The sequence below is a fragment of the Streptomyces sp. Ag109_G2-15 genome, from assembly GCF_900215565.1.
In the GTDB taxonomy this organism is placed as follows: Bacteria; Actinomycetota; Actinomycetes; order Streptomycetales; family Streptomycetaceae; genus Streptomyces; species Streptomyces diastatochromogenes.
This window is the reverse complement of record NZ_OCNI01000002.1, coordinates 185,631-208,288: the sequence shown is the minus strand read 5'-3', so window position 1 is coordinate 208,288 and position 22,658 is coordinate 185,631. Positions and strand designations below refer to the sequence as shown.

The 22,658-nt window shown below is 70.1% G+C and carries 19 protein-coding genes and 4 pseudogenes; 12 read left to right on the top strand and 11 right to left on the bottom strand.

The annotated features are described in order from the left end of the window. The first annotated feature begins 422 nt into the window (after window positions 1–422). A complete protein-coding gene (locus CRP49_RS37445; protein ID WP_097257881.1) occupies window positions 423–1,778 on the top strand; it encodes a phosphatase PAP2 family protein in 1,356 nt (451 codons plus the stop codon). A 228-nt stretch (window positions 1,779–2,006) separates the two neighbouring features. Here CRP49_RS37445 and CRP49_RS37435 read toward each other — a convergent pair whose 3' ends face one another. From CRP49_RS37435 to CRP49_RS37425, 3 genes are all read right to left on the bottom strand, one after another. Further along, entirely contained in the window at window positions 2,007–4,415 is a 2,409-nt protein-coding gene (locus tag CRP49_RS37435; RefSeq protein ID WP_179851969.1) for a Tn3 family transposase, read from the bottom strand. A gap of 168 nt (window positions 4,416–4,583) precedes the next feature. Further along, entirely contained in the window at window positions 4,584–4,784 is a 201-nt protein-coding gene (locus CRP49_RS37430; protein WP_143670086.1) for a DUF4158 domain-containing protein, read from the bottom strand. Window positions 4,785–4,968: 184 nt separating this feature from the next. After that, window positions 4,969–5,505, bottom strand: a complete 537-nt coding sequence (locus CRP49_RS37425) for a hypothetical protein (protein WP_097257878.1) — start codon at window positions 5,503–5,505, stop codon at window positions 4,969–4,971. Between the two features lie 147 nt (window positions 5,506–5,652). Here CRP49_RS37425 and CRP49_RS49395 point away from each other — a divergent pair. The 4 genes and pseudogenes from CRP49_RS49395 (at window position 5,653) to CRP49_RS46315 (ending at window position 7,358) form a co-directional block, all read left to right on the top strand. Then, window positions 5,653–6,297 (top strand): annotated as a pseudogene (locus tag CRP49_RS49395) (transposase). Continuing rightward, window positions 6,276–6,680: pseudogene (locus CRP49_RS37415) on the top strand (GNAT family N-acetyltransferase); the annotation flags it as partial. The pseudogenes CRP49_RS49395 and CRP49_RS37415, both read left to right, overlap by 22 nt. Then, a pseudogene (locus CRP49_RS37410) lies at window positions 6,661–7,101 on the top strand (helix-turn-helix domain-containing protein); the annotation flags it as partial. The pseudogenes CRP49_RS37415 and CRP49_RS37410, both read left to right, overlap by 20 nt. A gap of 47 nt (window positions 7,102–7,148) precedes the next feature. Further along, entirely contained in the window at window positions 7,149–7,358 is a 210-nt protein-coding gene (locus CRP49_RS46315) for a class I SAM-dependent methyltransferase (RefSeq protein WP_179851966.1), read from the top strand. Here the strand turns inward: CRP49_RS46315 and CRP49_RS37400 are convergent. Then, window positions 7,345–7,743 (bottom strand): heavy metal-responsive transcriptional regulator, encoded by a 399-nt coding sequence (locus CRP49_RS37400; RefSeq protein ID WP_097257875.1) that lies wholly within the window; start codon window positions 7,741–7,743, stop codon window positions 7,345–7,347. The genes CRP49_RS46315 and CRP49_RS37400 overlap by 14 nt on opposite strands. Window positions 7,744–7,818: 75 nt before the next feature. On the opposite strand from CRP49_RS37400, the gene CRP49_RS37395 reads away from it, so the two are divergent. Next, on the top strand, window positions 7,819–8,772 hold the full coding sequence (locus CRP49_RS37395; RefSeq protein WP_097257874.1) for an alkylmercury lyase family protein: 954 nt from the start codon (window positions 7,819–7,821) through the stop codon (window positions 8,770–8,772). A gap of 480 nt (window positions 8,773–9,252) precedes the next feature. Here CRP49_RS37395 and CRP49_RS37390 read toward each other — a convergent pair whose 3' ends face one another. Next, complete coding sequence (locus CRP49_RS37390) at window positions 9,253–10,431, bottom strand: serine hydrolase (protein ID WP_097257873.1); 1,179 nt, start codon at window positions 10,429–10,431, stop codon at window positions 9,253–9,255. 150 nt (window positions 10,432–10,581) lie between these two features. Here CRP49_RS37390 and CRP49_RS46625 point away from each other — a divergent pair, with 150 nt between their 5' ends. After that, window positions 10,582–10,842 carry a hypothetical protein gene (locus tag CRP49_RS46625; RefSeq protein ID WP_143690617.1) on the top strand — a complete coding sequence of 87 codons (261 nt, stop codon included), beginning with the start codon at window positions 10,582–10,584 and terminating at the stop codon, window positions 10,840–10,842. A gap of 106 nt (window positions 10,843–10,948) precedes the next feature. Here the strand turns inward: CRP49_RS46625 and CRP49_RS37380 are convergent, their stop codons facing one another. From CRP49_RS37380 to CRP49_RS37365, 4 genes are all read right to left on the bottom strand, one after another. Continuing rightward, complete coding sequence (locus CRP49_RS37380; RefSeq protein ID WP_257033754.1) at window positions 10,949–12,622, bottom strand: carboxylesterase family protein; 1,674 nt, start codon at window positions 12,620–12,622, stop codon at window positions 10,949–10,951. A gap of 16 nt (window positions 12,623–12,638) precedes the next feature. After that, window positions 12,639–13,277, bottom strand: coding sequence for a GPP34 family phosphoprotein (locus tag CRP49_RS37375; RefSeq protein WP_097257871.1), 639 nt, complete (start codon window positions 13,275–13,277; stop codon window positions 12,639–12,641). A 180-nt stretch (window positions 13,278–13,457) separates the two neighbouring features. Further along, a complete protein-coding gene (locus tag CRP49_RS37370) occupies window positions 13,458–14,117 on the bottom strand; it encodes a response regulator transcription factor (RefSeq protein ID WP_097257870.1) in 660 nt (219 codons plus the stop codon). Beyond that, on the bottom strand, window positions 14,114–15,283 hold the full coding sequence (locus tag CRP49_RS37365; protein WP_179851965.1) for a sensor histidine kinase: 1,170 nt from the start codon (window positions 15,281–15,283) through the stop codon (window positions 14,114–14,116). Before CRP49_RS37365 ends, CRP49_RS37370 begins: the two co-directional genes overlap by 4 nt. 164 nt (window positions 15,284–15,447) lie before the next feature. Here CRP49_RS37365 and CRP49_RS37360 point away from each other — a divergent pair, with 164 nt between their 5' ends. Next, window positions 15,448–16,278, top strand: a complete 831-nt coding sequence (locus CRP49_RS37360; protein WP_097259226.1) for an IS5 family transposase — start codon at window positions 15,448–15,450, stop codon at window positions 16,276–16,278. A gap of 89 nt (window positions 16,279–16,367) precedes the next feature. Here CRP49_RS37360 and CRP49_RS37355 read toward each other — a convergent pair whose 3' ends face one another. Both CRP49_RS37355 and CRP49_RS37350 read right to left on the bottom strand, forming a co-directional pair. Then, complete coding sequence (locus CRP49_RS37355) at window positions 16,368–17,414, bottom strand: SGNH/GDSL hydrolase family protein (RefSeq protein ID WP_097257869.1); 1,047 nt, start codon at window positions 17,412–17,414, stop codon at window positions 16,368–16,370. Window positions 17,415–17,811: 397 nt separating this feature from the next. Continuing rightward, window positions 17,812–18,180: a hypothetical protein gene (locus CRP49_RS37350; RefSeq protein ID WP_097257868.1), complete on the bottom strand. Its 369-nt coding sequence runs from the start codon at window positions 18,178–18,180 to the stop codon at window positions 17,812–17,814. Between the two features lie 101 nt (window positions 18,181–18,281). Between CRP49_RS37350 and sigJ the strand changes: the two genes are divergently transcribed. The 4 genes and pseudogenes from sigJ to CRP49_RS37330 form a co-directional block, all read left to right on the top strand. Next, window positions 18,282–19,199, top strand: a complete 918-nt coding sequence (sigJ, locus tag CRP49_RS37345) for an RNA polymerase sigma factor SigJ (RefSeq protein WP_097257867.1) — start codon at window positions 18,282–18,284, stop codon at window positions 19,197–19,199. Window positions 19,200–19,596: 397 nt separating this feature from the next. Next, window positions 19,597–20,301 (top strand): Type-2Aa cytolytic delta-endotoxin, encoded by a 705-nt coding sequence (locus tag CRP49_RS37340; protein WP_257033753.1) that lies wholly within the window; start codon window positions 19,597–19,599, stop codon window positions 20,299–20,301. 529 nt (window positions 20,302–20,830) lie between these two features. Further along, window positions 20,831–22,048, top strand: a complete 1,218-nt coding sequence (locus CRP49_RS37335) for a hypothetical protein (RefSeq protein WP_097257866.1) — start codon at window positions 20,831–20,833, stop codon at window positions 22,046–22,048. A gap of 176 nt (window positions 22,049–22,224) precedes the next feature. Continuing rightward, window positions 22,225–22,388, top strand: a pseudogene (locus CRP49_RS37330) (glycosyl transferase); the annotation flags it as partial. Window positions 22,389–22,658 lie beyond the last annotated feature (270 nt).

Genomic DNA, 22,658 nt, shown 5'->3' with positions numbered 1-22,658 from the left:
TCTCTCGCGCCGGCGTCCATTGCTGATCTGCCCAGCCGTGGACCAGCGGTCCCCGATTCAACTCACGTTTCAGTCGGTCGAACCGGGCCACGCTCAGCGTGGGCCGTCCAGGCGAGCCCGCGGCCAGCAGCCCCGTCTCGCCCTGCTCCGTCCAAGCCCGGCGCCATCGCTCAACCGACCGCTCACTTCACGAACCTCGCCGCTGTCCGGCAGGTAACACGTGACATTGGACCATCGTGCGCGGGATCAACTGACCTTCCCGCCACCCTGACCAGCGATCCGCCCACCGCTCCGATAGCATGTTCGAACTAACGACGATCACCCTCCGTCCTCCAACGGAAGACCATGCCATGCAGCACGAAAAGTGACCTGGTTAACTAAATAATAAATCGGCCGGACAGTTGACATTTATAGCATCGCAGGTGTTTTCGCGAATAAAAGGCAGAATTACGTTCACCGCATGGCGTCAACCGCGGTCGATACTGTGGGCCACGGCGGGTCTGGCGGCACTCGGCCTCCTCATCACGCTGGAGATCGCCGCGCGTCGCTGCGGCGCCGGATCGGGGCCGATGACCAATCAGGCGAAAGAGGTGATATTCGCTCCCAAGCCAGGTCCGCTGTACGCCGGTATGGCGTTGATGATGGTGGTGCTCACCTGGAGGCAAAGGTTCATCGCGGCTGGTGTCGCGATCGGTATCGACGTCGTCTTCGTACTGGTGCGGTGGGCGGTCGGCGCCAACATGACCGACGGCCATTTCTTCGGCAACGGCGCGTTGTGGGTGATGTTGGGCTATGCGGTCATCGCTGTCACGCGCCGCACCGGCCGAGAACGTGTCCTGTTGTTGAAGGGTGTCGGGCTGGGCCTGCTGCTGGTGGCCGGGCGCAAGACCGGCGATACCTGGCTACTCATCACGTCGAAGACGCGCCCGGCGGTGCTCGACCAGTACGTGGCAACCGCCGATCACGCACTGGGCGACCCGTCGTGGCTGGCAGGCCGGATCGTCAGGGCCACCGACCCGATCGGCACCCATCTTCTCGGCTGGGTCTACGCTCAGCTTGCGGTGGCCGCGGTCGTCGTCGCCCTGTACCAGCTGCGTAACGTGGGGGTGGAGCGCCGTTTCCCGCGCCATCATTTGCTGCGCACCTTTCTGGTGATCGGTCTCCTCGGACCGGGCATCTACATGCTCTTCCCGGTGGTCGGACCGGTCTTCGCCTACGGCCCGGGCGCCTCCGGCACCGGCGGCCTGCACTGGGCGGTGGCCAACCTGTGGCCGGACACGCCACCGCCGATCAGCACCCCGCACCCGATGCCATACGACGAGATCACCCCACGCAACTGCATGCCCAGCCTGCACACGGCGTGGGCTACCGCGATCTTCATTCATTCCCGCCAGGGCCCACGGATTCTGCGATTCGCAGGCGCGTTCTGGCTGATCGCCACGCTCGCCGCGACCCTGGGCTTCGGCTACCACTACGGCACGGATCTCGTTGCCGGCGTGGTCTTCGCGCTCACGATCGAGGCAGCTCTGCGCTCGCTCGAACGCGGCTGGGACAGGTCAGGAATCCTGCTGGTCGCGCACGGCGCAACGGTCTTCGCCGCGCTCTTGATGTCCTATCGCTATCTTCCGATGGAGATGGCCACACATCCCTGGGTCTTCGGACCACTTCTCATTCTGGCGATGGCCTCAGTGGTCCACGGCTACATACAGACCACCAAACTGTGGGAACCGAAGGCTGCACCAGTGCGGCAACCGGAACCGCAACCAGAGCTGGTTTGAGTCATGTCGCATCAGGTTGTGCCCCCATATGGCACCTTGATCCCTGGACCTTGAGCAGGGTGGTCAGCGCTACCGGCTGGGCCGAGTAGCAGCGGTCGTAGGCAAGTTCGCCGGTCGCGCGGTTGCGGCGGATCAGCAGCTGCGCGCATGACCGGCTGGCCGCGCATGAACCTGGCTCCACTCATCAGGCCCCCTTGGAATCGATCATCCAGGGAACCGGGAGGCGCTCTACCGGCGGACCGCCGAGATCAGTCCGCCGGGCCGCTCCACCCACTTCGACTCGGCCAGGACTTCCTGCAGCAGCAGGGTGTTCACGTGGACCAGGGCGGCCTGCAGCAGGTGCAGGGCCAGCATCGAGATCTCCTGGCTCTCCCGGTCGGCGCCCGTCAGGTCCCCGTCCTTGCCGTAGAACAGGTCGTGGTTGGCGGAGTTCCAGTTCTCCACCACCTGCAGGCCCTCGTGGATCTCCCGCCGCAGCTCCGGGTCGGCCAGGTAGTCGCAGACGAACGCCGTCCGCGCCGCCCGGCCCAGCTCCTCGATCGCCCGGTAGGTCGGATGCTTCGGGCCCCTGCGGGTGAACCGTCGCAGCACCTGCTCGGCCTCCGCCGTGCCCAGGCGGAGCGCGGTGGTGTACTTGACGATCTGGTCGTACTGCTGGCGGATCAGCTCCCAGTCGATCGTCTTGCTGGACAGCACCGGCGCCAGGTGCGGCCAGGTCTCGTCCTCGCTGGCGGCTGGCCGGTACAGCCGGGCCGAGCCCACGTTCTTCAACCGGGGCAGCAGGTTGAAGCCGAGCATGTGCGCGAACGCGAACCCGACGATGGACGCGCCATGGGTGTCGGTGTACAGCCGGTCCACCACCATCTCGGTGCAGTGCCGCAGCACGCCCTCGATCATCGCGGCGACCTCGGAGGCCGAGCAATTCTTGAGCTGGGAGTAGATGCACACCGACTTCCGCTCGACGTGCCAGTAGATCATCACCCCCGGCCCGCGGTACCGCTGGTGCCACTCCGTCATGAAGTTCGAGGACCAGGAGCCGAACTTCTTGCTGTCCGAGGCGCACGAGGTGCCCTCGCCCCACCAGTCGGCGTCCCGGGCGGCGAAGGAGGCGTTCACCAGCTTCACCAGCGCGCCGCGCATGTTGGTCCGGTTCACGAACAGGTGCCGCACCCGCCGCAGCACCGCCTCGGACTCGCCGTGCTTGCCGGTCACCGCGACCCGCTTGATGCCCATGTTCGTGCCCAGCGCGAACAGCACCAGCAGCAGCCGGCGCCGCAGCACCTCGCGCGGCACCGCCTCCCGGCTGGCCACCGAGGTGAACTCAGAGCTGAAGCCGACCGCGAGCTCGGCCTCCTTGAGCATGTCGATCAGGTCGATCGTCCCCCAGCGGCGCTCGATCTCGGCCTTGAGCGCGACCAGGTTCTCCGGCACCTCCTGCTTGCCCAGCGGCGAGACCTTGATCCACGGCTCGCCGTGCTTGCGGACGATCTCCACCCCGCCGGTCGAGCCCTCCTCCAGTGCGGTATCGAACCGGGTCAGGGCCGCTCGGAGCCTCTTGTGCAGGACGTCGATGAACTCGCCCGGGTCCAGCGTCTGGCGGATAGCGCCGTAGTGCACGTCCCGGTTGTCCTCGAAGTCCTGCGGCAGGTCGTCCTCCGGGTTGCGCCAGCGGCTCGCGCCGGCCACCCAGATCTCCCGGCGCCGCAGCGCGTCCCGCAGCGAGACCAGTACGCACAGCTCGTACGGGATGCGCTCCACCCGGCCCTTATCGCCCGCCGCCCGCCACTGCTCGGGCACCACCCCCTCCAGCGGGATGCGCTCGGCCTCGTCGAAGAACGCGCCCTCCGTGGCGATCGGCTGGTCCAGGTACCGCTTGAGCAGCTCGATCGCGTCCATCACCGGCCGGTAGGCGGTGTTGTTGCACTTCAGCTCCAGCACCGACAGCAGCGGCGAGAGCAGCCGCCGCCAGTGGTTGGAGTACGACGACCGCAGCACCGTGCGGATGCGCGCCTTGTACCGGGCCTCGTTCGCCGCAGCCTGCGCCGCCAGCGCCTTCAACGTGCTCTCCCCGGCCACCGGGTGGATCACCCTGCGCACCGTGCCGTTCGGCTCCGCCACAGCCGCCTCGGCCAGCCGCAGCAGGATGCCCTCCTTGCCACGGACCTTCTTCAACTCCTTGACGAACTCGCCCTCGACCTTCTTCTCCGCCCTCGTGTTGATCTTCTGCACGAGCTGGATGAACAGGTCCACCAGCGAGTCGGCGATCTCCGTCTGCCGCACGTGGCACAGCGTCGCCAGCAGCGTGTACCGCACCGGCCCGGCCGCCGCGATCAGGTCGGACGGGTACTCCTTGGCCGCCCGCCCCCGCCAGGCGGACACCAACTTCTCCGACACGTCCCCGAACAGCTCCGGCGGCAACTCCAGCTTCCGCACCCGCTGCAGCCTGTTCACCTCGCCCAGCAGGCTCTCCAGCCCAAGCGCGCCCGGGTCGGCCTTCAACTCGGTGAAGAAGGTCCGGCCACCGCCCACGCTGCCCTCGCCGTCGTCCTCGGCCACCAGGTCGTCCAGCCGCGAGCGGGTCATCGCCGACAACCGGTCCGTCGTGGTGCCACAGAACCGCTCCTCGAAGGTGTTCACCGCGGAGGCCGCTCCACCGGGCACAGCTCGCCCGCTAGCCACTCAGCCAGCTGGGCCTGATCCTTTTCCGTGCACTCGCGGAACCCGAACGCGCCCCGGACCTCCACCCGGTGCCGCTTGATTGCCGGCCCGCTCAGTCGTACGCGGCGAACTCCTCCGCCGGCACCTTCACCTGCTGAGCCACATACGCCACCGCCGCCGGTGGGATCTCCCCGGCGCCCTCCGGGAACTGGCCTCCACCTCGAAGAACTTCAGCAGCAGCGCGAAGCCCAGCCGGTTCGCCCCTGACTTGTTCCGCAGGCGCTCCTGGTCCTCCCCCAGCAGCGTCCAGACCTCGATCAGGTCCTCCGGCTCCCACTCCTGACGCACGCCCAACCCCTTCTCGATCACTACCAACGCCACCAAGGTGACCGGGGCACATCAGAGAAGAGGGCAAAACAGCCGAACCTATGCCAACAGGCCGTCACATCAGCTACGGAGAGCCACTTGTCACTTCGCCGGAGCTTCGGGAGAGCAGGGCCTTGTCCCACGCTTCGCGCGAAGATGCTGCGCGTCAGCCTTGGTCCGACCTGGACAGGGCCTCGGTGATCAAGCGGGTGGCGAAGTCGCGGTCGTCGGAAATCCGGTTGATGCGCTCCGCGAGCAGGACGGCCGTGGCTTCCAGGGGATTCATCTCGGCCTCGGTCCAGCGTCCGTACTGTGCGCGCCACAAGTTGGGGCTCAGGCCGGTGCTCGCGGCGACGAGCAGGCCGGCCATGGTGGGGATGACCTCGGGACGGAAGGTCTTGGGCATCATGCGCATCGTGGCCACGAGGGTGGGCACCAGGTACTCGATGACGTCCTTGTCGTGGTCCTCGCAGGCCGCCCGCAGCCACTCCATGAACATGTAAATCAGCGTGCACACGCCGTCCAGCAGCGCATCGACTCCCGTAGGGCCCAAGGAGGCAGCGAACTGGTCGACCATCTGCTGCTGTTCGGGGTCGGTCTCAGTCCTGCTGTCGTAGACGGCTTTGAGCCGAGAGTCGATCATCATGAGCGCTGCGCCCACATCGCCGACGGGAGCGTACTTGGGGTCACAGGGCGATGACACAGGACTCCTCCTCATGCGACCGCAGCGGGCAGCGCGGCTTGTCCATACGGTAGACCGCCGATCGGACGGGGGTCTGGTGAATCCCGATGTAGGGCCTTGTGGTGGCTGCACCACTCAACCTTCTTCCCAGGGTTCACCCACCCAGGGGTGGATGAGGACCTGCTGGCGGCGCCCGGACCGCTGGCGGCGGGCCGGAGTCTTCGAGCGGTTGCACCGGATCCTGCTCGCCGAGCTCAACGCGGGCGCCGAGCTCGACTGGACCCGCGCGTGCGTGGACGACTCCCACGTGCGCGCGAAAGAGGGGGAGTCGCGACCGGTCCGTCGCCGGTCGACCGGCGGAAGACGGGCAGCAAGCACCACCTGATCTGCGACGGCAAGGACACCCCGCGGCACGTCATCACGACCGCCGCCAACGTCAACGACATCACCCAGACCCTCGACCTCGGCGACGGCATCCCGCCCGTCACCGGACGATCCGGCCGTCCCTGACGGCGGCCGGAGTGCCTCCTGGGCGACAAGGCGTACGACTCGAAGGCTGTGCGCGGTGAGCTGCGACGCCGCCGCACCCAGGCGGTGATCTCCCGCAAGGACTCCCCGAACATCAAGGGCCTGGGCAAGCTTCGCTACGTCGTCGAGCAGACCTTCGCCCTGCTCCACCCGTTCAAACGCCTCGCGGTCCGCTGGAAACGACGTATCGAACTCCACGACCCCGTCCTCTCGTTGGCTTGCAGCCTCATCTGCTGGAGACGCCTCAAGAAGACCGGATCATGGTCCTGCCGCCTTCGGGCGTGACGATCGTGCCCGCTGGTCAGGCGGACGAGAGTCTGCTGCGGGCGGTGGACCGCGCGATCCGTGACGAAGTCGAGGCGGCCGTCGGGTGGCAGTCGATGCCCGCGGAGGTGATTCCCCGTCCCGAAGGCGACACCATCGTCGACCCGTCGAAGTACGCGGTGGCCGCGGCGCCGGACCGCTACCTGGGTCTGATCCGGGTGGTGACGGTCAACCGGCCGCGCGTCGGGCTGGTCGCGGTCCGGGCCGGCGAGCAGCGCCGCGGCATCGCGCGGGCGCTGCTTGCCCACGCGCTGGGGACGCTGCACCGCTCCGGGTTCGCCGCGGCCTGGACCGAAGTCCACGCGAGGGCAAGGTCGTCGAGACCGGTTCGCGATAGCGGAGGCCGCGCTCGTTCGACGACACGAGGCAGGCCGAGCGGTCGAGCCCGAGGTCGCCTTCGTGTGGGGGCAGATGGTGACGAACCTGGGAGGGGTTCGGGTCGAGCGGCTGGCAGCCGAGGTCGGCTGGAGCCGTAAGCGTCTGTGGTCCCGGTTCCGGGCCCAGATCGGTCTCAACCCCAAGCGCGCCGCTCAGCTTGTCCGTTTCGACCACGCGGCCCACCGTCTGGCCGCGGGTCACAGCGCCGCACGGGTCGCGGCGGAGATCGGCTACGTCGACCAGTCCCACCTCCATCGAGATGTCATGGCCTTCGCGCCGTGGCTTGCGGTCGACGAGTCGCGTGGGCCGCCCCCGAATACCTGTCCAAGTCTTGACCCACGATCAGCACCCGGCAGGCGCGAGGCCGGTGGCGGCCGGGACGGATAGCGATGGTGACTGTGGGGACGGTACTGATTGCTCACACCGGCAGTTACGTGCACAGCAAGCTGCGCATCTGGAGGCAGGAGCTGGACCAGGCCGCCTTGAAGGGTGACGAGCAGCTGCTGGACCTGGGCTGCGGTCACGGCGCCGTGCTGATCGAGGCGGCAAGGCGGTTGCCGACGGGACACGTCGTGGGCGTGGACCTCTGGGGCCGGCTGGTCAATTCTCCCCAGGGGCCCTCATGCCCGCTCAGCCAGCGGTGAGGATGCGGCAGATGTCGCCCTCGGTGCAGGTAGCGGGGTCGGTTGCGGAGGCGGTGCGGGTCAGCTCGCGCAGCATGGCGCGGGTCGCTTCCAGTTCGGCGATCCGGTGCTCGACGTCGGCGAGGTGCCGGTCGAGGAGTTCGGTGACGTGACCGCAGGGCGGGTGGCCGCCGTCGCGGATCGCCAGGACGTCGCGGATCTCGGCGAGGCTGAGGCCGGCCGCCTGGGCGGAGCGAATGAAGCCGACCCGGGCCCGGGCGTGGGCCGGGTAGTCGCGGTAACCGCCCGATGTGCGGGGCGGGTCAGCCAGCAGCCCGGCCTGCTCGTAGAAGCGCAGGGTCTTGGGGGTGGTGCCGGTGGCGGCGGCGAGGGCTCCGATGCGCATACCTCCACCGTAGCCCTTGACCTTCCAGCGTGGTGGAAGGTCTAGCGTGGGCTGCGTGACCCGGAGGTGCCGCTGATGCACGTGGAGATGCTGACGGTCCCGGATTGCCCGAACGGCCCGGTGCTGCGGGAACGGCTGATCCTCGCCCTCGCCGGCCGCACGGACGTGAAGCTCACCGAGCATGTGGTCGACGACCAGGCGGAGGCCGAACGGCGCGGCATGCACGGCTCCCCGACGCTGCTCGTCGACGGTCACGACCCGTTCGCCGCCCCGGGCACCGCGGCCAGCGTGTCCTGTCGCCTCTACCGTGGCACGGACGGCCGGGTCGGCGGGGCGCCCTCCGTCGCGGAGCTGCGGCGGGTACTCGGCACTCCCGCCACCGGCGTCGCCAACCGGGCTGCCGGCCGGTCCGGGCAGGGCCGTCTCGCCCCGATCGAGGGTGGCCTGCGCGCGGTGCAGCAGGCCGTCCTGCGCTCCTTCGCCACCACCGGTGCCCCGCCCGGGCAGGCCGAGCTGGAGGCGGCGGCCGAGCCCTTCGCCGTACCGGCCGCCCGGGTGCTCGCAGAACTGGCCACCGAGGACTTCCTCACCCTGGACGACACCGGCCGCATCCGGGCCGCGTACCCGTTCTCCGCCACCGCCACCGAGCACGTCGTGCAGATTGCCGACGGGCCGACGGTGTGGTCGATGTGCGCGATCGACGCGCTCGGCATCCCGGTCATGCTGGGCGCCGACGCCGTCATCACCTCCACCGATCCGGTCACCGGCGACCCTGTCCGTGTGGAGTTCACCGGTGGAAAAACCACCTGGCAGCCGGCCACCGCGGTGGTCTACTACGGCACCCGCCCCGACACCGGCCCGGCCGCCGCCGTGTGCTGCGACTACCTGAGCTTTTTCACCGACCGCGCCACCGCCGAGCAGGCCACAGGGCAGCACGCCGACATCAGCGGCGCCGTCCTGGACCAGACTGAGGCCGAGCGCCTGGGCGCGGACATCTTCGGCCCGCTGCTGGCCGCACCCGCACCGTAAGCCGGACCGCCATGAACCCGCCCCGACGCCGCGCCCCGACCAGAGGGACGGCGGCCCTGCTCGCGACCGTGGTAGCCGCAGCCATTGTGTGCTGCGTGGGTCCCGCCCTGATCGTGGCCGCGGCCTCGGGCGCGCTCGCTGCCTGGATCGGTAACTGGTGGGCGGTCACCAGCGCCGCGCTGTTGACCGCCGGGGCCGTGGTTTGGCAGCTCCGGCGCCGTCGGCGGTCCTGCCGCCCACCGCGTCTCCCTCAATGATCGGGGGTGTTCGAACGCCGGCTCACCGGGCAACCGCCGCTGCTACCGACCGTTCCGATCACCGGTCTTCAAGGGCCAACCCATGCCCGATCCTTAGAGCGCGCACAGGGATCCCGCCATCGTGTACATGGCGAGGTCGAGACGGCCGAGCGCCAGCAGGGTCAGGTTGGGTGGGGCGACAGCGGCGACCGCGCGTCACCAGCCACCGCGACGACGCCCCCGCTCACGAGGTGCTGGGGCCCCCGGCGCACAGTGCGTGGTCGATCAGGGCGCTTGCCGCGTTCTCCTGGTTCAGTATGTGCTCCGGGGTGTCGCCGCGTGCCTCGGACATAGAGACTGCGGCGCTTCGCCTGCCGTCGTCGGTGACGCCGTTGAGGGTGATGTAGCCGCCGTCCCCGCCCTCGTGGCTCCAGTAGGTTCCTCCGCAGGTCAGGGGGCGTTCGACCAGGCCGAGCCCGTATCGGCCGCCGGGCCACAGTTGCTGGACGTCCGCGCTCACGGGGACGGTCCGCTTCATCTCGGCGAGCTGCCGCGGCGGTAGCAGGCGGCCCGCGAGCAGCGCGCGGAGGAGGCGGTTCTCATCCCGCGTGGTCGTGGCGTACGAGGTCTCGTGGTCCACCAGGACCTGATCGGTGACGTCCACCAGGGACCCGGGGCCGAAGAGCTGGTAGGCCTTGGCGTGCGGCCGGGGCAGGGTGGGGGAGGTGCCGGTCCACCGGGTCTGGTCGAGGCCGAGCGGGCGCAGGATGCGGTCGTCGATCTCCTGGTGGACGGGTTGGCCGGTGGCCTTCTGGACGATCATGCCGAGCAGGACGTAGCCGGGGTTGGAGTACGCCCAGCCCTCGCCGGGCGGGAAGTCCGGCGCGTGGGCCATGGCGCGGGCAACCAGCTGCTCGGGGCCGTAGACGTTGTGGCGCTGCTGGTAGTACTCCTCCGATGTGGTGTATCCGGGCAGGTTGTTGTGGATGCCGCTGGTGTGCTGGAGCAGTTGGCGGATGGTGATCCGGCTGCCGTCGTTGCCGTTACCCTGCACCACCCCTGGCAGCCAGTGGTCGACCGTGTCGTCCAGGGACAACCGGCCCTCGGCCTCCAGTTGGAGGACCACGGTGGCGACCAGCGTCTTGGACGTGCTGGCCATGCGGAAGTAGCCGTTGGAAGAGACCGGGCGGCCGGTGTTCAGGTCGGCGGTGCCGCTGGTGGCGACCGTCTGCTGCCCGTCAGGCGCGATCACGCGGGCCTGCACACCACTGATACCGAGGGCGTGGAGCGCCTCGGTGTCCTGGCGCAACTGCTCCACGGGGGGGGGACCGGCGGGCTTGGCGACGGCGGTGGTCACCTCGGCGGCGAGCAGCGCAGCGACACCAAGTGCCACGACGAGGCGCCTTCGCAGAGTCGAAGTCATGGCTGAACGCTAGATTCGCCCCCAACGGGGTGCGATCCGGTGCACCCCAGGATCGGAATGGGGGATATCCCCCAGCGCGGGCGGGTGGTCTCCGCAGATGGCGGCCGTTGCCCAGCCGATCCTGGCCAGCGGCGGCGGGCCCACCAGCTCATGCACGAGGGCATCGCCCTGCTGCCCGGCACTCGTTCCAAGACTCGGGCCGTGTTCCTGACCTACCAGGCCGAGACATACCTCCGCGATGGCGAACCGGAAATCGCCGCCCAATCCGCCACCCGTTCTCTGGACGTGGCCAGCCGGATCAACGCACCCAGGTGCGTGGCAATGGTCCGCGGCCCTGAGCCGGACCTGTTGCCGTACGCGCACACCCCGGGCGTTGGCGAACTCCTCGAACGTCTCCGAGCTGTCGGCTGACACCGATCCTACGAACGACCGGCTTCGACCCACCCCTTGAACGTAGGACAGGCACTGAGGGTCCGCCGGCCGAGCCGGCGGACCCTCACGGCGGTCGTGTCCGTGGTCACCCGAGGGCGTTCCAGAACACGCAGTGGTGGCGGGCCTGCGCCGTGCGGGTGGGGACGATGTGGTCCGGCGCCAGGGAGAGCACTGTCTGCCGGGGCCAACGCGGCGACGTCGGGCCGTTCGGGTCGGCGGTGCGGGCGAAGCGGGTCCAATAGTCGATCATGGTCTCGGCCAGCCGGTGCTGTGCCGCGGTCAGGTCGCGGGGGCGGCCGCCCAGGTCGAACAGGTAGGGCAGTTCGCTCGCGTGCGGTGCGCCGAGCGGGAACGGCGGCGTGCCCGAGGTGAGCGGCGGGGCGTGCTCGTCGGCGAACTCGTAGCGCCAGACGGGCACATGGGCGGCCAGCAGGCCGTCGGTGCGCGCCGTCGGGCAGGCGAAGTCGGCGTCGCCGATGACCGCGCCGAACACCGGGCCTCCGTCGGTGCGGTGCACCGGGTACTCGCGGACGATCGCCTTCGCCTGCCTGGGGGAGGGGAAGAAGGAGGCCACGACGTCGGGCCAGGTGTCGGGAGTCACGGGATGGCCGGCCTGGACGATCCCGGCGGCCCAGCCGTTGCCCTCGTCGTGGTTGTTGCCGATGAGCACGGGGACGCGGTGGAAGCGGCCGGCGGCAATCGCCGCCGCGGGGTCGCCGGGCAGCAACGAGGTGGTGTGAGCGGGCTGTTGATCGGTGTCCTGGGCCGCGAGCAGACGGGGGACGGCCACGCGCCGCAGGCAGGCCAGGACGTCCCGGGCCGAGCCGCAGCCGACCTTCGCCGCGAAGTCCGCGCCCGCGGCGCGCGCCGCGGACAGGGGGATGGAGGACGGGGCGAACGGCCGGTCGGGGCGGCCTGTGCACGGGCCACTCTCGATGATCGCCCGCTCGAAGAGCCCCGCGGCGGCAGGTGAGGCGAGCTGGGCGCAGACGCTGTAGCCGCCCGCCGACTCGCCGGCCAGCGTCACGTTGTGCGCGTCGCCGCCGAAGGAGCCGATCTCGGCACGGACCCAGCGCAGCGCCGCCTGCTGGTCGGCCAGGCCGAAGGTGCCGGAGCCGGGCAGCCCGCTGTGCGCGAGGAAACCGAGGGCCCCGAGGCGGTAGTTGACGGTGACGACCACGACGTCGCCGCGGGTCGCCATGCGGTGGGCGTCGTAGGAACTGCCCGTTCCGGTGGTGAAGCCGCCGCCGTGCAGCCACACGATCACCGGCCGGGGGTGCGCCGGTCGCGCGCCGTCGGGCGTCGTGACGTTCAGGTGGAGACAGTCCTCGTCGGTGCTGCCGCCGGGCACCTCGCCGGCCGGCTGCGGGCAGGCGCTCGCGGGCCGGGCCGCATCCCGTACCCCGGACCAGGGGGCCGCGCGGCGGGGCGGCGCCCAGCGCAGCGTGCCGACCGGGGGCGCCGCGTAGGGGATGCCTTCGAAGGTGCGATAGCCGTCGTGGGCGGCGCCCCGCACCGGGCCGTCGTGGGTGCGTACCGTCGTAGCGGCGGTGGCGGTGGCGGTGGCGGTGGCGACCCGGACCGGCACCGTCGTGCGTACCGTCGTAGCGGCGGCGGGCCGTGCGGGCACCGTCGTGCGTACTGTCGTAGCGGCGGTGGCGGGCCGGTTGGGCTGGGTTGGTGGCGCTGCGGACCAGGCCGTCGCGAGCACGGCGGTCAGGGCGCAGCCCAGGGTGGTCAGGACACGGTGCATGGTCATCGTCTCCCCATCAGGGTCAGCTGCCGCCCATGCCGCCCTGCGCGGCGATCATGGTCATCGGCAGAGCGCGTGCAGCTTTCTCCAGGCCGGGCGCGAGGGCGGCGAGAGATCCCGTGCAGGCGTCGATACGTGCCCGGAAGGTCTTCTGGTCCTGCCGTGACAGCACCGAGCGGATGCCGCCCGCCGCGGCCAGCGCCAGCAGCGCGGCGTCGGCGGCGGGGATCTCCTGCACGGGACCGTCCCCGTGCAGCGCCGCGGCCACGCGGGCGCGCAGTGCGGCGGGCACGGCGCGGTCCGTCACGGTCAGCCGCCGTGTGCCGAAGTGGGCGCGGGGCGCCTTCACGGTGAGGAGTCCCGCCGCGGCGAGCCGGTTCTCCACCTCCGTCAGGGTGCGCTTGCGGTGGCGGCGCACGAGGCGCTTCCAGCCGTGCCCGGCCGCGGCGTCGCGCAGAACGCCGTCCAGAACGGGATCGCCGGTCGGTTCCGTTCCGGACACGGCGACTGTGCCGCCCACCTCCCCCAGCCGGCCGCGTAGCGCGAGGTCGACCAGGGCGGCGGCGCGGACCAACAGCTCCGTCCGGGAACGGTCATACGGGCCTTCGGCCGCGTCGTCGTGGGCGAGCAGATACATGAGGCAGGCCAAGTCGTCGATCACACCTCGACGCTATGGCCGGGCACTCCGGCCGCGGATCGGCCACGGGAACGGCCTGGCACTGGGAACGCAGGAGGATTGCGGCCCGGCCTCCTCCTTGAGGAGGAGGCGGTGCCGTCAGGGGTGGCGCGGCCTGCCGTAGGGGGTGGCGCGGTCTGCCGTCAGGGGCGACGTGGCCTGCCGTCAGGGGCGGCGCGGCCGCACGAGGCCGTGGTCGTAGGCGGCGACGACGGCCTGGACGCGGTCGCGCAGGCCCAGTTTGCGCAGCACCGCGGTGACGTGGTTCTTGACGGTGGCCTCCGACAGGCGCAGCCGCTCGGCGATCTCCGCGTTCGACAGCGCCTGCCCGATCAGGGTGAGCACCTCCCGCTCGCGGCCGGACAGGTTCCGCAGGGAGGGCGGCGGCGCCGGGTCGGGCACGGTGCGCAGGAACCGGTCGAGGACGCGGCTCAGCACGGTAGGCGCCAGCAGCGCGTCGCCGCGCGCGGTGAGGCGGATCGCGTCGACGAGTTCGGCGGGGCGCATGTCCTTCAGCAGGAAGCCGCTCGCCCCGGCCCGCAGGGCGGCAACCACGTGCGCATCCACGTCCCAGGTGGTCAGCACGAGCACCCGGGCCCGACTACCCGACTCCGCGATCTGCCGGGTCGCCTCGATGCCGTCCACGACGGGCATGCGTACGTCCATCAGCACCACGTCGGGCGCCAGTTCCCGCGTCAGCCGCACCGCCTCCCGGCCGTCGGACGCCTCACCGACCACCTCGAGGTCGTCCCGGGCGTCGATGATCATACGGAATCCGGTACGGACCAGGGCCTGGTCGTCGGCCACCACCACGCGCAACGTCATGACACGCGCTCCACCGGCAGCCGCGCCGCCACCTCGAACCCTCCTTCGGGCAGTGGACCCGCGCGGAGGCTGCCGCCCACGAGCCGTGCGCGCTCCTTCATCCCCACAAGACCGCGTCCCGCTCCCACCGCGGCCGAACCGCCCTGCGGCGTACGCCCATTGTCGACCACCGTGACCTGCACACACTCTCTTTCGGCCGTCACGCGCACGCTCACCTCGTCGGCGCCGGCCGCGTGGCGCAGCGTGTTGGTGAGGGCCTCCTGGACGATCCGGTACGCCGCCAGGTCCACCGCGGCCGGCAGCCCCTCGGTGGCACCCTCGCGGTGCACGTGCACGGTCATCCCGGTCGCGCGCACGGTGTCGGCCAGCTCGTCCAGGCGCGCGAGCGAAGGCCCCGGCTCCCGCTGCTCCCCGGTCCCGTCCTCCTCCGCAGGGGGCCCGAACGCCCGCAGCAGCAGGCGCAGTTCACCCAGCGCCGAACGAGCGCCCGTCTCAATGGCCCGCAACGCCTGACGGGCCTGTTCGGGCCGCTGGGTGAACACATCATCGGCGGCGCCCGCCTGAATGACCATCACCGAAAGGGTGTGCGCCACGACGTCGTGCACCTCGCGGGCGATCCGCGCGCGCTCCTCCACCACAGCCCTGCGCATCTCCGCCCTCGTCCGTGCCTGCTGCGCCCTGCGCCACTGCCCCGCGGTCCACGCCAGGACCACCGTCAGCAGATAGACCGCCAGCCCCGCAGCGCCGCCCGCCCCGAACGCCAGTGGAGCCGGCAGCCACATCGCCGCGAGCGCCCGCACCGACACCCACCGCGGCCTGGTGGCCGACAGCACGCACAACGCAACCTGCGCCGCGAGCAGCGCCCCCGTCAAGGTCACCGCGGGCAGCAGCGCCCACACCGCGAGCCCCGTCACCGCGTTCACGGCCAGTACGGCGACCGGGACGCGCGCCTGCCACCTCAGGGCGCAGCCCTGAGCGAGGACCAGGACCACGGCCACGGGCAGTCGTCGGCCGTGCCCCGCGCCGGCGACAAGCACCGAGGTGCCCAGGACGGAGAGCACCAGACCGGCCGACCCCCACCACAGAGCCCGGGCCGCCCGCGGCGACAGCTCGCCCCGCGCTTCCCCGGCGAACACGTCGTCCGGCTCTCTGCTGCTGCGCTCCACGCCCCGACCCTATCCAGCGGCGCGGGCCGGGCCGCTCAGGAGACCACCGCCTACACGATGGCCGTCGAGACTGGCCGCCAGCGGCCACCCACTAACTGATCGTTTCAGAATGATTTGAGCTGCGGGTCTTGTGCTTGACCATGCTGGTCAACAGGCTTTCCCGGGTGCGTTCTGATCTTGTTCCTGACGACCTGTGGGAGCGGATAGCTCCGCTGCTGCCGCCGGCTCCCAAGCGGCAGCGCCGCTATCCGGGCCGGTTGCGTGTTCCGGACCGAACGGCGCTCGCGGGCGTCCTGTACGTGCTGCGGACTGGTGTCGCTTGGCGTGACGTCCCCGGGGAGACTGTGGGCTGCTCCGGCGTGACGGCCTGGCGCCGGTTACGGGACTGGACCGAGGCCGGCGTCTGGCCCCGCCTACACGGTGCTCTGCTCAACGAGTTGCGTCGCGCCGACCTGTTGGACCTGGATGACAGCGCCGTAGACGGCTCGCACGTACGTGCTCTCAAAGGGGGGAATCATGTCGGCCCCTCGCCCGTCGACCGGGCCCGTCCCGGCTCCAAGCACCATTTGATCGTCGACCGTCATGGGACACCGCTCGCCGTCATGCTCACCGGCGGCAACCGGCACGACGTCACCCAGCTCCTGCCCTTGCTGGATGCGGTCCCGCCGATCCGGGGCCTACGGGGCCGTCCCCGCCGCAGACCCCGGCGGCTGTACGCCGACCGGGGCTACGACTTCGACAAGTACCGCCGCCTGCTGTGGAAACGCGGCATCAAACCTGTGATCGCTCGCCGCGGCGCCGCTCACGGCTCCGGACTGGGCAAGGTCCGCTGGGTGGTCGAGCGCGCCTTCGCTCACCTGCACTGGTTCCGCCGCCTACGGATCCGCTGGGAGATCCGTGACGACATCCACGTAGCCTTCCTCACCCTGGGATGTGCGCTCATCTGCTGGCGACGTCTGTCACAACAGGCCCGGGCCCGGGCTCTGCCGCAGTAGCCACGGCGCCTGTGCTGGTCGGCCAGGTGTTCCGGCCGCGTCTCCTTACAACAGGTGCCGTGGCTCTGGCGTCGGGTTTGGCCTGCTGGTCAGCGGTCGAGGAGGGCGATGCGGATGCCTCGTTCGACGTGCGCGGCGGTGTTGGCGTAGCCGTGGGCGTTGGGGTGGACCAGGGTGACACGCTTGTTGATGGGAGCGCAGTTCAGCAGGGTGCCGGGGAGCTTGGCGGGCCAGTAGTCCGCGGCATCGCCGCAGATCCCCTCAACCCACTTGGTGCCCGCGGGCTGGCAGGCGTCGTGGCCCACGCTGGAGGAGTAGACGTCGACGTAGCGGTCGCCGAAGAACGACGTAACACGCTGGATCGTGCTGTTCAGCGGCTTGAGGACGTGGTCACGGAGCCAGTCGACGTCGGCGTGCTTGATCGAGCCCAGCTCGGTGAGGGAGAGGCGGTTGCAGGCACTGCCCTCCTCCGGCAGGACGGCCGGATAGCCGACGGTGATCACCTTCGCGTTGGGTGCGGCCTCGTGCACCTTGGCCAGCATTTCGATGTACTCGTCCTGGACCCTGGCGAGCTTGTCCTGGATGCTCTCCTCCCCCTCGGGAGGACTGGTGTAGTACTCGTGGCAGGACTTGCCGGGTGTGGCGCCCAGTTCGAGGCACTTGAGGAGCATGCCTCCGAAGGGCAGGCTGTTGCCGCCGACGCCGATGGTCACGATGTCGGTGTTGTCGTTGAGCTTCGCTCGCTGGATCTGCGTGTCCACTGCGGGCCAGCCTCCGGCGGGGGGCTGGACCGGGCTGATCGGCGTCTGCCTGGACGTGGCGATGTCGGCGATGGTGGCGTTGCCGCAGCTGACGTTGGTCAGGTGGACGGGCTTGCCCGGCGGGAACTCGTCGAACTCCCGGTCGACCACGCCGGGGTAGGCGTCGCTGGTGCGGTCACATCCGTCCCGCGCCGCATCGCCGAGCGGAGGCTGCGGGTCCCCGACGAACCCGCCAGCGGTGTACGAGTCACCCAGCGCGGCCCACTCGTACTGGTCGGCCGCACCGGCGGAGCCCGAAGGCACCAGTGCGGACACCGCCAGCGTGAGCCCCACGGCCAGTGCTCGCGTTCGCAGGCGGTTGGCGGAGTGTCGCATGGATCTTCCAGGACAGGCCAACTGAAGGGCCGTCGAGGCGAGGGCCGCCAATCGGCCCATAGGCGTCGGACGCATCCCAATTCCCCTTTCACTCAACGTAGTTGTGCGACTACGCATTGAAGGTAGGGGAGGGCATGCGACCGACCGGCGGGCACGCCGGGTAAACCACCCGGGTGTATTGCGCTGAGGCTCTGGCCGCTTTGAGTGCGCCGGGTGGCCAACCCCCGACAGCGAAGAGACGTGATACAGGCAGCTGATGGCGTCGGACCGCACCAGGAGGACCTGGGCGCCGGAGGGCAGCCTCATTCTGAAACGATCAGTAAGACACACCCAGACCGGCGATCAGATGACTCACAAGAAACGGTCTGGTTGATCCCGGTGGGCCCCGTATCGGACCTCAGCGTCGGGCCAGCGCCAGCACACTCAGACCGAACATCAAGACACCCAGGGGGAGATGGACCGACGGGACGTGCGCGATGCCGAGCACGACCTGGACCGAGGCCAGCACGAGGAAACCGGACGCGTGCCAGACAGGCCGGGGCGAGCCGCCGCCCGGCTTCCACGCCAGCACCGCTGCGAGCACGTACAGCATCGACGCCCCGTACATCACACGGGCTCCGACACTGTGCAGCGTCTCTCCGTAGGACGAGGTCAGCAGCAGTCCGGCGGAGACCGCCTGAAGGAAGATGGTCAGGGTCTGCAGGGCGATCGCGATCTGCAGGAACGAGGAGCTGCGCTGTGCGTTCGCCGTCACCTGAGTGGCCATGTCACGGTCCCCTTTTCCGCCCTCGGGCAGTAGATCGATAAGGTCTCACCAGCCCGACGACGCGGGCCTGCGAAAGGTAAGGCGAGGGGGCGGCCGGAAGCATGGGGACTGTCGGGACCAGCGCAGAAGAGATAGCCGGCGAGCGACGCCAACTGATCAATGTCGCTTACCGCTTGCTCGGTTCGGTGACCGAGGCCGAGGACGCCGTACAGGATGCCTACGCACGCTGGTACGCGCTGCCACGAAGCCGACAGGACGAGATCCTGTCCCCCGGCGCCTGGCTGACGACGGTGACCAGCCGCATCTGCCTGGACCTGCTTGGCTCGGCGCGGGCCCGCCGTGAACGCTATGTCGGCGCGTGGCTGCCCGAGCCGCTGCCCGACCGCACCGAGTGGGACCACGCGGGCGGCGCCGACCCCACCGGCCCTGCAGACCCCGCCGACCAGATCGTCCTGGACGAGTCGGTGGCCATGGCCTTCCTCGTCGTCCTGGAGTCGATGACGCCCGCTGAACGGGTGGCGTTCGTCCTGCACGACGTCTTCCGGTACCCGTTCGCCGAGATCGCCGACGTTCTCGGCCGGACCCCTGCGGCCTGCAAGCAGCTGGCGGCCTCCGCCCGGCAGCGGGTGAGCGTGGCGCGTGCTCCGGAGGCGGCGACCGGCCAGGCCGACGTGGTGAGGCACGTCAAAGAGGCATGGGAGACCAAGGACATCGCAGCCCTCGTCGGTCTCCTCAACCCGTCCGCCGTGATGACCGCCGACGGCGGCGGCATGGTCGGCACCGTCCTGCGCCCGGTCGAGGGCGGCGCGCGCATCGCCCAGTACATGGTCGCCATTGCCGACAAGGCTCCGGGGCTCGAACTACTGGAGCGGTCGGTCAACGGTGTTCCGGGCCTGGTGGCCCAGCGTGCCGGCGTCGTCGTGACCGTAGCCTCGTTCGACATCTCCGACGGGCGTGTCACCCGGATCTGGGCGGTCCGCAACCCGGAGAAGCTGCGGCCGTGGGCGCGGGAGGGCTAGCCGGCCCTCGCTCGGCAGAGCGTGCAGTCGCCACCAGCAGATGAGCGCGCATCCGAGGGCGAGGAATGCTTCGTGGATGTCGTCGCGTACCTCCCAGCCCGGAGCCGTGCTCGATGTCGCGGCGGGCGATCAGCGGCTTCACACCGGGGCTGAGGCCGTGACGGGCCACCCGACGGCCGAGTATGCGGCTGGTCCGGTCAGTCAGGGACACCTTCGGCGGCGCTCCGCGCTGGCCGGTGGCTCATCATGTGACGTTCGGAGTGGGGAATTACGTGACCGTCGACACCCCCTGGTACGGCGGGTCAACGAGAACGAGGCGCCTGCAAGGGACTCGAAGGCTGCCTCGACAGCGCACCGCTAGGCGCTGCGTGGCCCCCGGCTTGACGTCTTCTTCGCGGTGGTCTTCTCGGGCGGCTGGATATGCGCGGCCGCGTGCCGTACCGGCGCCCTGCGGGTCGCGGTCGCGCACCGCTACGGCATACTGACGCCTCACCAGTGCAACAAAATGTTTAAGGAGGGGAAGTTGGCAGCCTGTTTCAGGACATTCACCGCGGTGGGAGAAGCCCATCTTGTCCAAGCGGAGGCCTTGGGGCGTGCCTTCCAGGAGGCGATCGCGCCCGCCACCGTCAACTACGACTTCGGGCACATTCGCGATGCCGCCGCCGTGCTTCCCGACAGTGACATCGTCAAGATGGTCCGTGGTTGGGGACTCCAGGAGGAGGCGCCGATCCTGGTGATGGCGCTCTCCCTCAAGGAGGCGGTCCGCCAGGCGCTCCCGCCCGAGGCGGCTCAGGCTCCGTTCTGGGACACCGTCGAGCGCGACCTCATGGATGCCTTCACAGGTCTCGGGGCGCAGGAAGGCGAACCGGGACTGGTGTACTACGAAGAGGGGCCGGACCACACGAGCTACTACCGCGATTTGTTCTTCGCCCTCCAGGACGAAGAAGCCGGCGCGTACGTGTACGCCGTTGCCTTCTGCACCGACGTCACCGTCGGCTTTGGCAAGTCCCGTGTGGGGACCCTGGGCCTCACCGACACCGCACCGTTCGCGGTCCGGCTCAACGCGATCGTCGTGCGGCAGAAGCTCGCGAACGTGGCCTGATACTCCAGGCATCGCCCGCTGCTTCCTTTCGGGGCTCTTCCCGCGCATGTCCTGCGGAGGCCCCATGACCAGTCACGGCCCGCCGTCCCGGGCCGCGAATATTGCGCGCTGCAGTGCGGTGGTGACAGCCGCCTTGCGGGTTGGGTCCGTCGAGGCGGTGACAACACGCATCCGGTTCAGACAGGTCAGGCCGTGATTTGGGGGCGCCTCGTACTCGCCCCAGACCGCCGGGAGTGTCTGCCACCGGGAGCCTCCGTCCACAGGGTGCGTGTCATGGTGCTGGTCGGCGCGGACAGCTCCAGGGCGCGTCGCTGGCTCTCACGGGCGCGGCGGGTGTCTGCGAGGGTGGCGTGGCCGGATGGGGGTTCCGGTACGAGACCGGGACGTTGCTGTCATATCCCTGGGATGGACCTCTCGGTCAAACGATGGCTCATATATGAGCAGCCCCTCGGCGTCATGGCTCACGACGGTGATGACAGGGGGCGATGTTCAGTGACGGCCATCGAGGACCAGTGGGGGATTGCGCGTGATGAGCGACGGCAGACGGGAGCCGGGCGTGCCGCGTCCGGAGAGCGACGCGACGGCAGGCACGCATGCGGAGGCCACGGATCCGTCCGCAGCCGCCCGCGCCGGCGGCGAGCACACGACGGGCGGATCCCACGACGTGCCCGCCGGCCCGGACGGCGGTTTCACCGACCCGGCCCCGGACCCGACCGCCATCACGGTTCAGAGCAGCCGCCCGACCGGTCAGGATTCGTCGCGGGCGATCGGTCCGAAGCAGGATGATCCTCGCGCGATTGGTCCGAAGCAGGATGACCCCCGGGCGATCGGCCCCAAGCAGGATGATCCTCGCGCGATTGGTCCGAAGCAGGATGACCCCCGGGCGATCGGCCCCAAGCAGGACGACCCCCGGGCCATCGGTGACCCAGCCGACGACGGCATCATCGTGCAGGGCGGCATCATCGTTCAGGGCGGCCGTGTCGCCGGAGGCGGCGGTGGGGACGATCCTCGGGCCATCGGGCCCAAGCAGGACGACCCCCGAGCGGTGGGTCACGGGATCATCGTGCAGGGCGGGCGTACCGGCCACTCGAAGAAACCGCGACCGAAGAGGGCGGCGAAGGCGAAGCCTCTCGCGCTGATCATCGGCGGCGTGATGGTGGTTGCTGTAGGCGGCGTGGTCGTCGGGCAGCGGGTCGGCAACGACCCGGCCGCCACCACGCCCCTGGGTGTGGCCACACCCTCCAGTGGCGTCTCAACCAGCCCGTCCGGCGTCCCCGCCGCCCCGGTCGCGAGCTCGGTGTCCACGCCCAGCGCGAGCGACTCGACGAGTACGGCGGACTCGCCCACGGGCGACGTCTCCACCCCGCCCGCCGAAAGCGACAGCCCCGATCAGGGGACCACCGAGTCACCGAGCCAGGCGCGGCTGCCGAGGCAGTCGAACCCGCCTTCCCCGGCAGCCGCAGGGGTGCTGGCGCTGCGTTCGACCGACGTCGAGGAGTACTGCGCCAACGGCGAGTGGCCGAACAAGCTGGTCGTCCTCAACACCGGCAGCGGCGATCTGGACTGGACGGCCGGCGGGCTGCCCGCCGGGGTCACCCTCAGCCAGAGTGGAGGGTCCCTCGCCGCGAACGCCTCGCAGGAGATTGCGCTGGGCGGCCGGACCGAGCAGCAGCCCGGGAACGGCCAGTTCACGATCAGCTTCTCCAGCAACGGCGGCAGCGCCCAGGTGACCGTCCACTGCTCCTGAACGGCATACGGGGCTCGCGGTGCGGCTTCCTGCCACCGCGAGCCCCTCGCGTCGCCGCCAGCCGCCAGCCGCCAGCCGCCAGCCGCCAGGCATCAGGCATCCTCACCCGTGCACCGGCAGGCCGCGCGGCTCCTTGATGCACTCCATGACGATCTGTGAGTTCGCCTCGGGGACACCGGATCAACACCCCGCAAGCCACCGCCGAAACCTACGGGCGGCCCTGAACGGCCTGGTGACCGACGCGGAGGTCGCCCGCCGCTCAGCACGACTACGCGCCGATGCACGGGGCAAGGGCCGGACCCCGCGCGCCACCGACCTCATCGAGAACATGGTGGCCTGAGCCCTGCCCGCCGCAGCCGGGGGAGGTGACGCAGCACTCCGTTGCTCACCATCCCCTCCTGTGCTCGCCCGCCCCGCACTGGCCAACTATCGCTGAAGGTCACAGCAGGCACGGACTCTTCGATGCCATCGTCATGGCCCTCGCGGCGGACACGGAGGGCGCGTACAAGCGGATGCGCGCCCGACACGCCAACCTCGAGTGAACCGCCCGGGCACGGTGCCTCCCGCGCTCGCGGGTCGGCGGGCAGGGGTCGGTGATACCGACGGCGTT

What these genes read in the sequence shown, in the direction of transcription:
- CRP49_RS37400 (WP_097257875.1), bottom strand. Translation starts at nt 7,743, where the DNA reads ATGCGCATCGGAGCCCTCGCCGCCGCCACCGGCACCACCCCCAAGACC.
- CRP49_RS37395 (WP_097257874.1), top strand. Translation starts at nt 7,819, where the DNA reads ATGCACGTGGAGATGCTGACGGTCCCGGATTGCCCGAACGGCCCGGTG.
- CRP49_RS37390 (WP_097257873.1), bottom strand. Translation starts at nt 10,431, where the DNA reads ATGACTTCGACTCTGCGAAGGCGCCTCGTCGTGGCACTTGGTGTCGCT.
- CRP49_RS46625 (WP_143690617.1), top strand. Translation starts at nt 10,582, where the DNA reads ATGCACGAGGGCATCGCCCTGCTGCCCGGCACTCGTTCCAAGACTCGG.
- CRP49_RS37380 (WP_257033754.1), bottom strand. Translation starts at nt 12,622, where the DNA reads ATGACCATGCACCGTGTCCTGACCACCCTGGGCTGCGCCCTGACCGCC.
- CRP49_RS37370 (WP_097257870.1), bottom strand. Translation starts at nt 14,117, where the DNA reads ATGACGTTGCGCGTGGTGGTGGCCGACGACCAGGCCCTGGTCCGTACC.
- CRP49_RS37355 (WP_097257869.1), bottom strand. Translation starts at nt 17,414, where the DNA reads ATGCGACACTCCGCCAACCGCCTGCGAACGCGAGCACTGGCCGTGGGG.
- CRP49_RS37350 (WP_097257868.1), bottom strand. Translation starts at nt 18,180, where the DNA reads ATGGCCACTCAGGTGACGGCGAACGCACAGCGCAGCTCCTCGTTCCTG.
- sigJ (WP_097257867.1), top strand. Translation starts at nt 18,282, where the DNA reads ATGGGGACTGTCGGGACCAGCGCAGAAGAGATAGCCGGCGAGCGACGC.
- CRP49_RS37335 (WP_097257866.1), top strand. Translation starts at nt 20,831, where the DNA reads ATGAGCGACGGCAGACGGGAGCCGGGCGTGCCGCGTCCGGAGAGCGAC.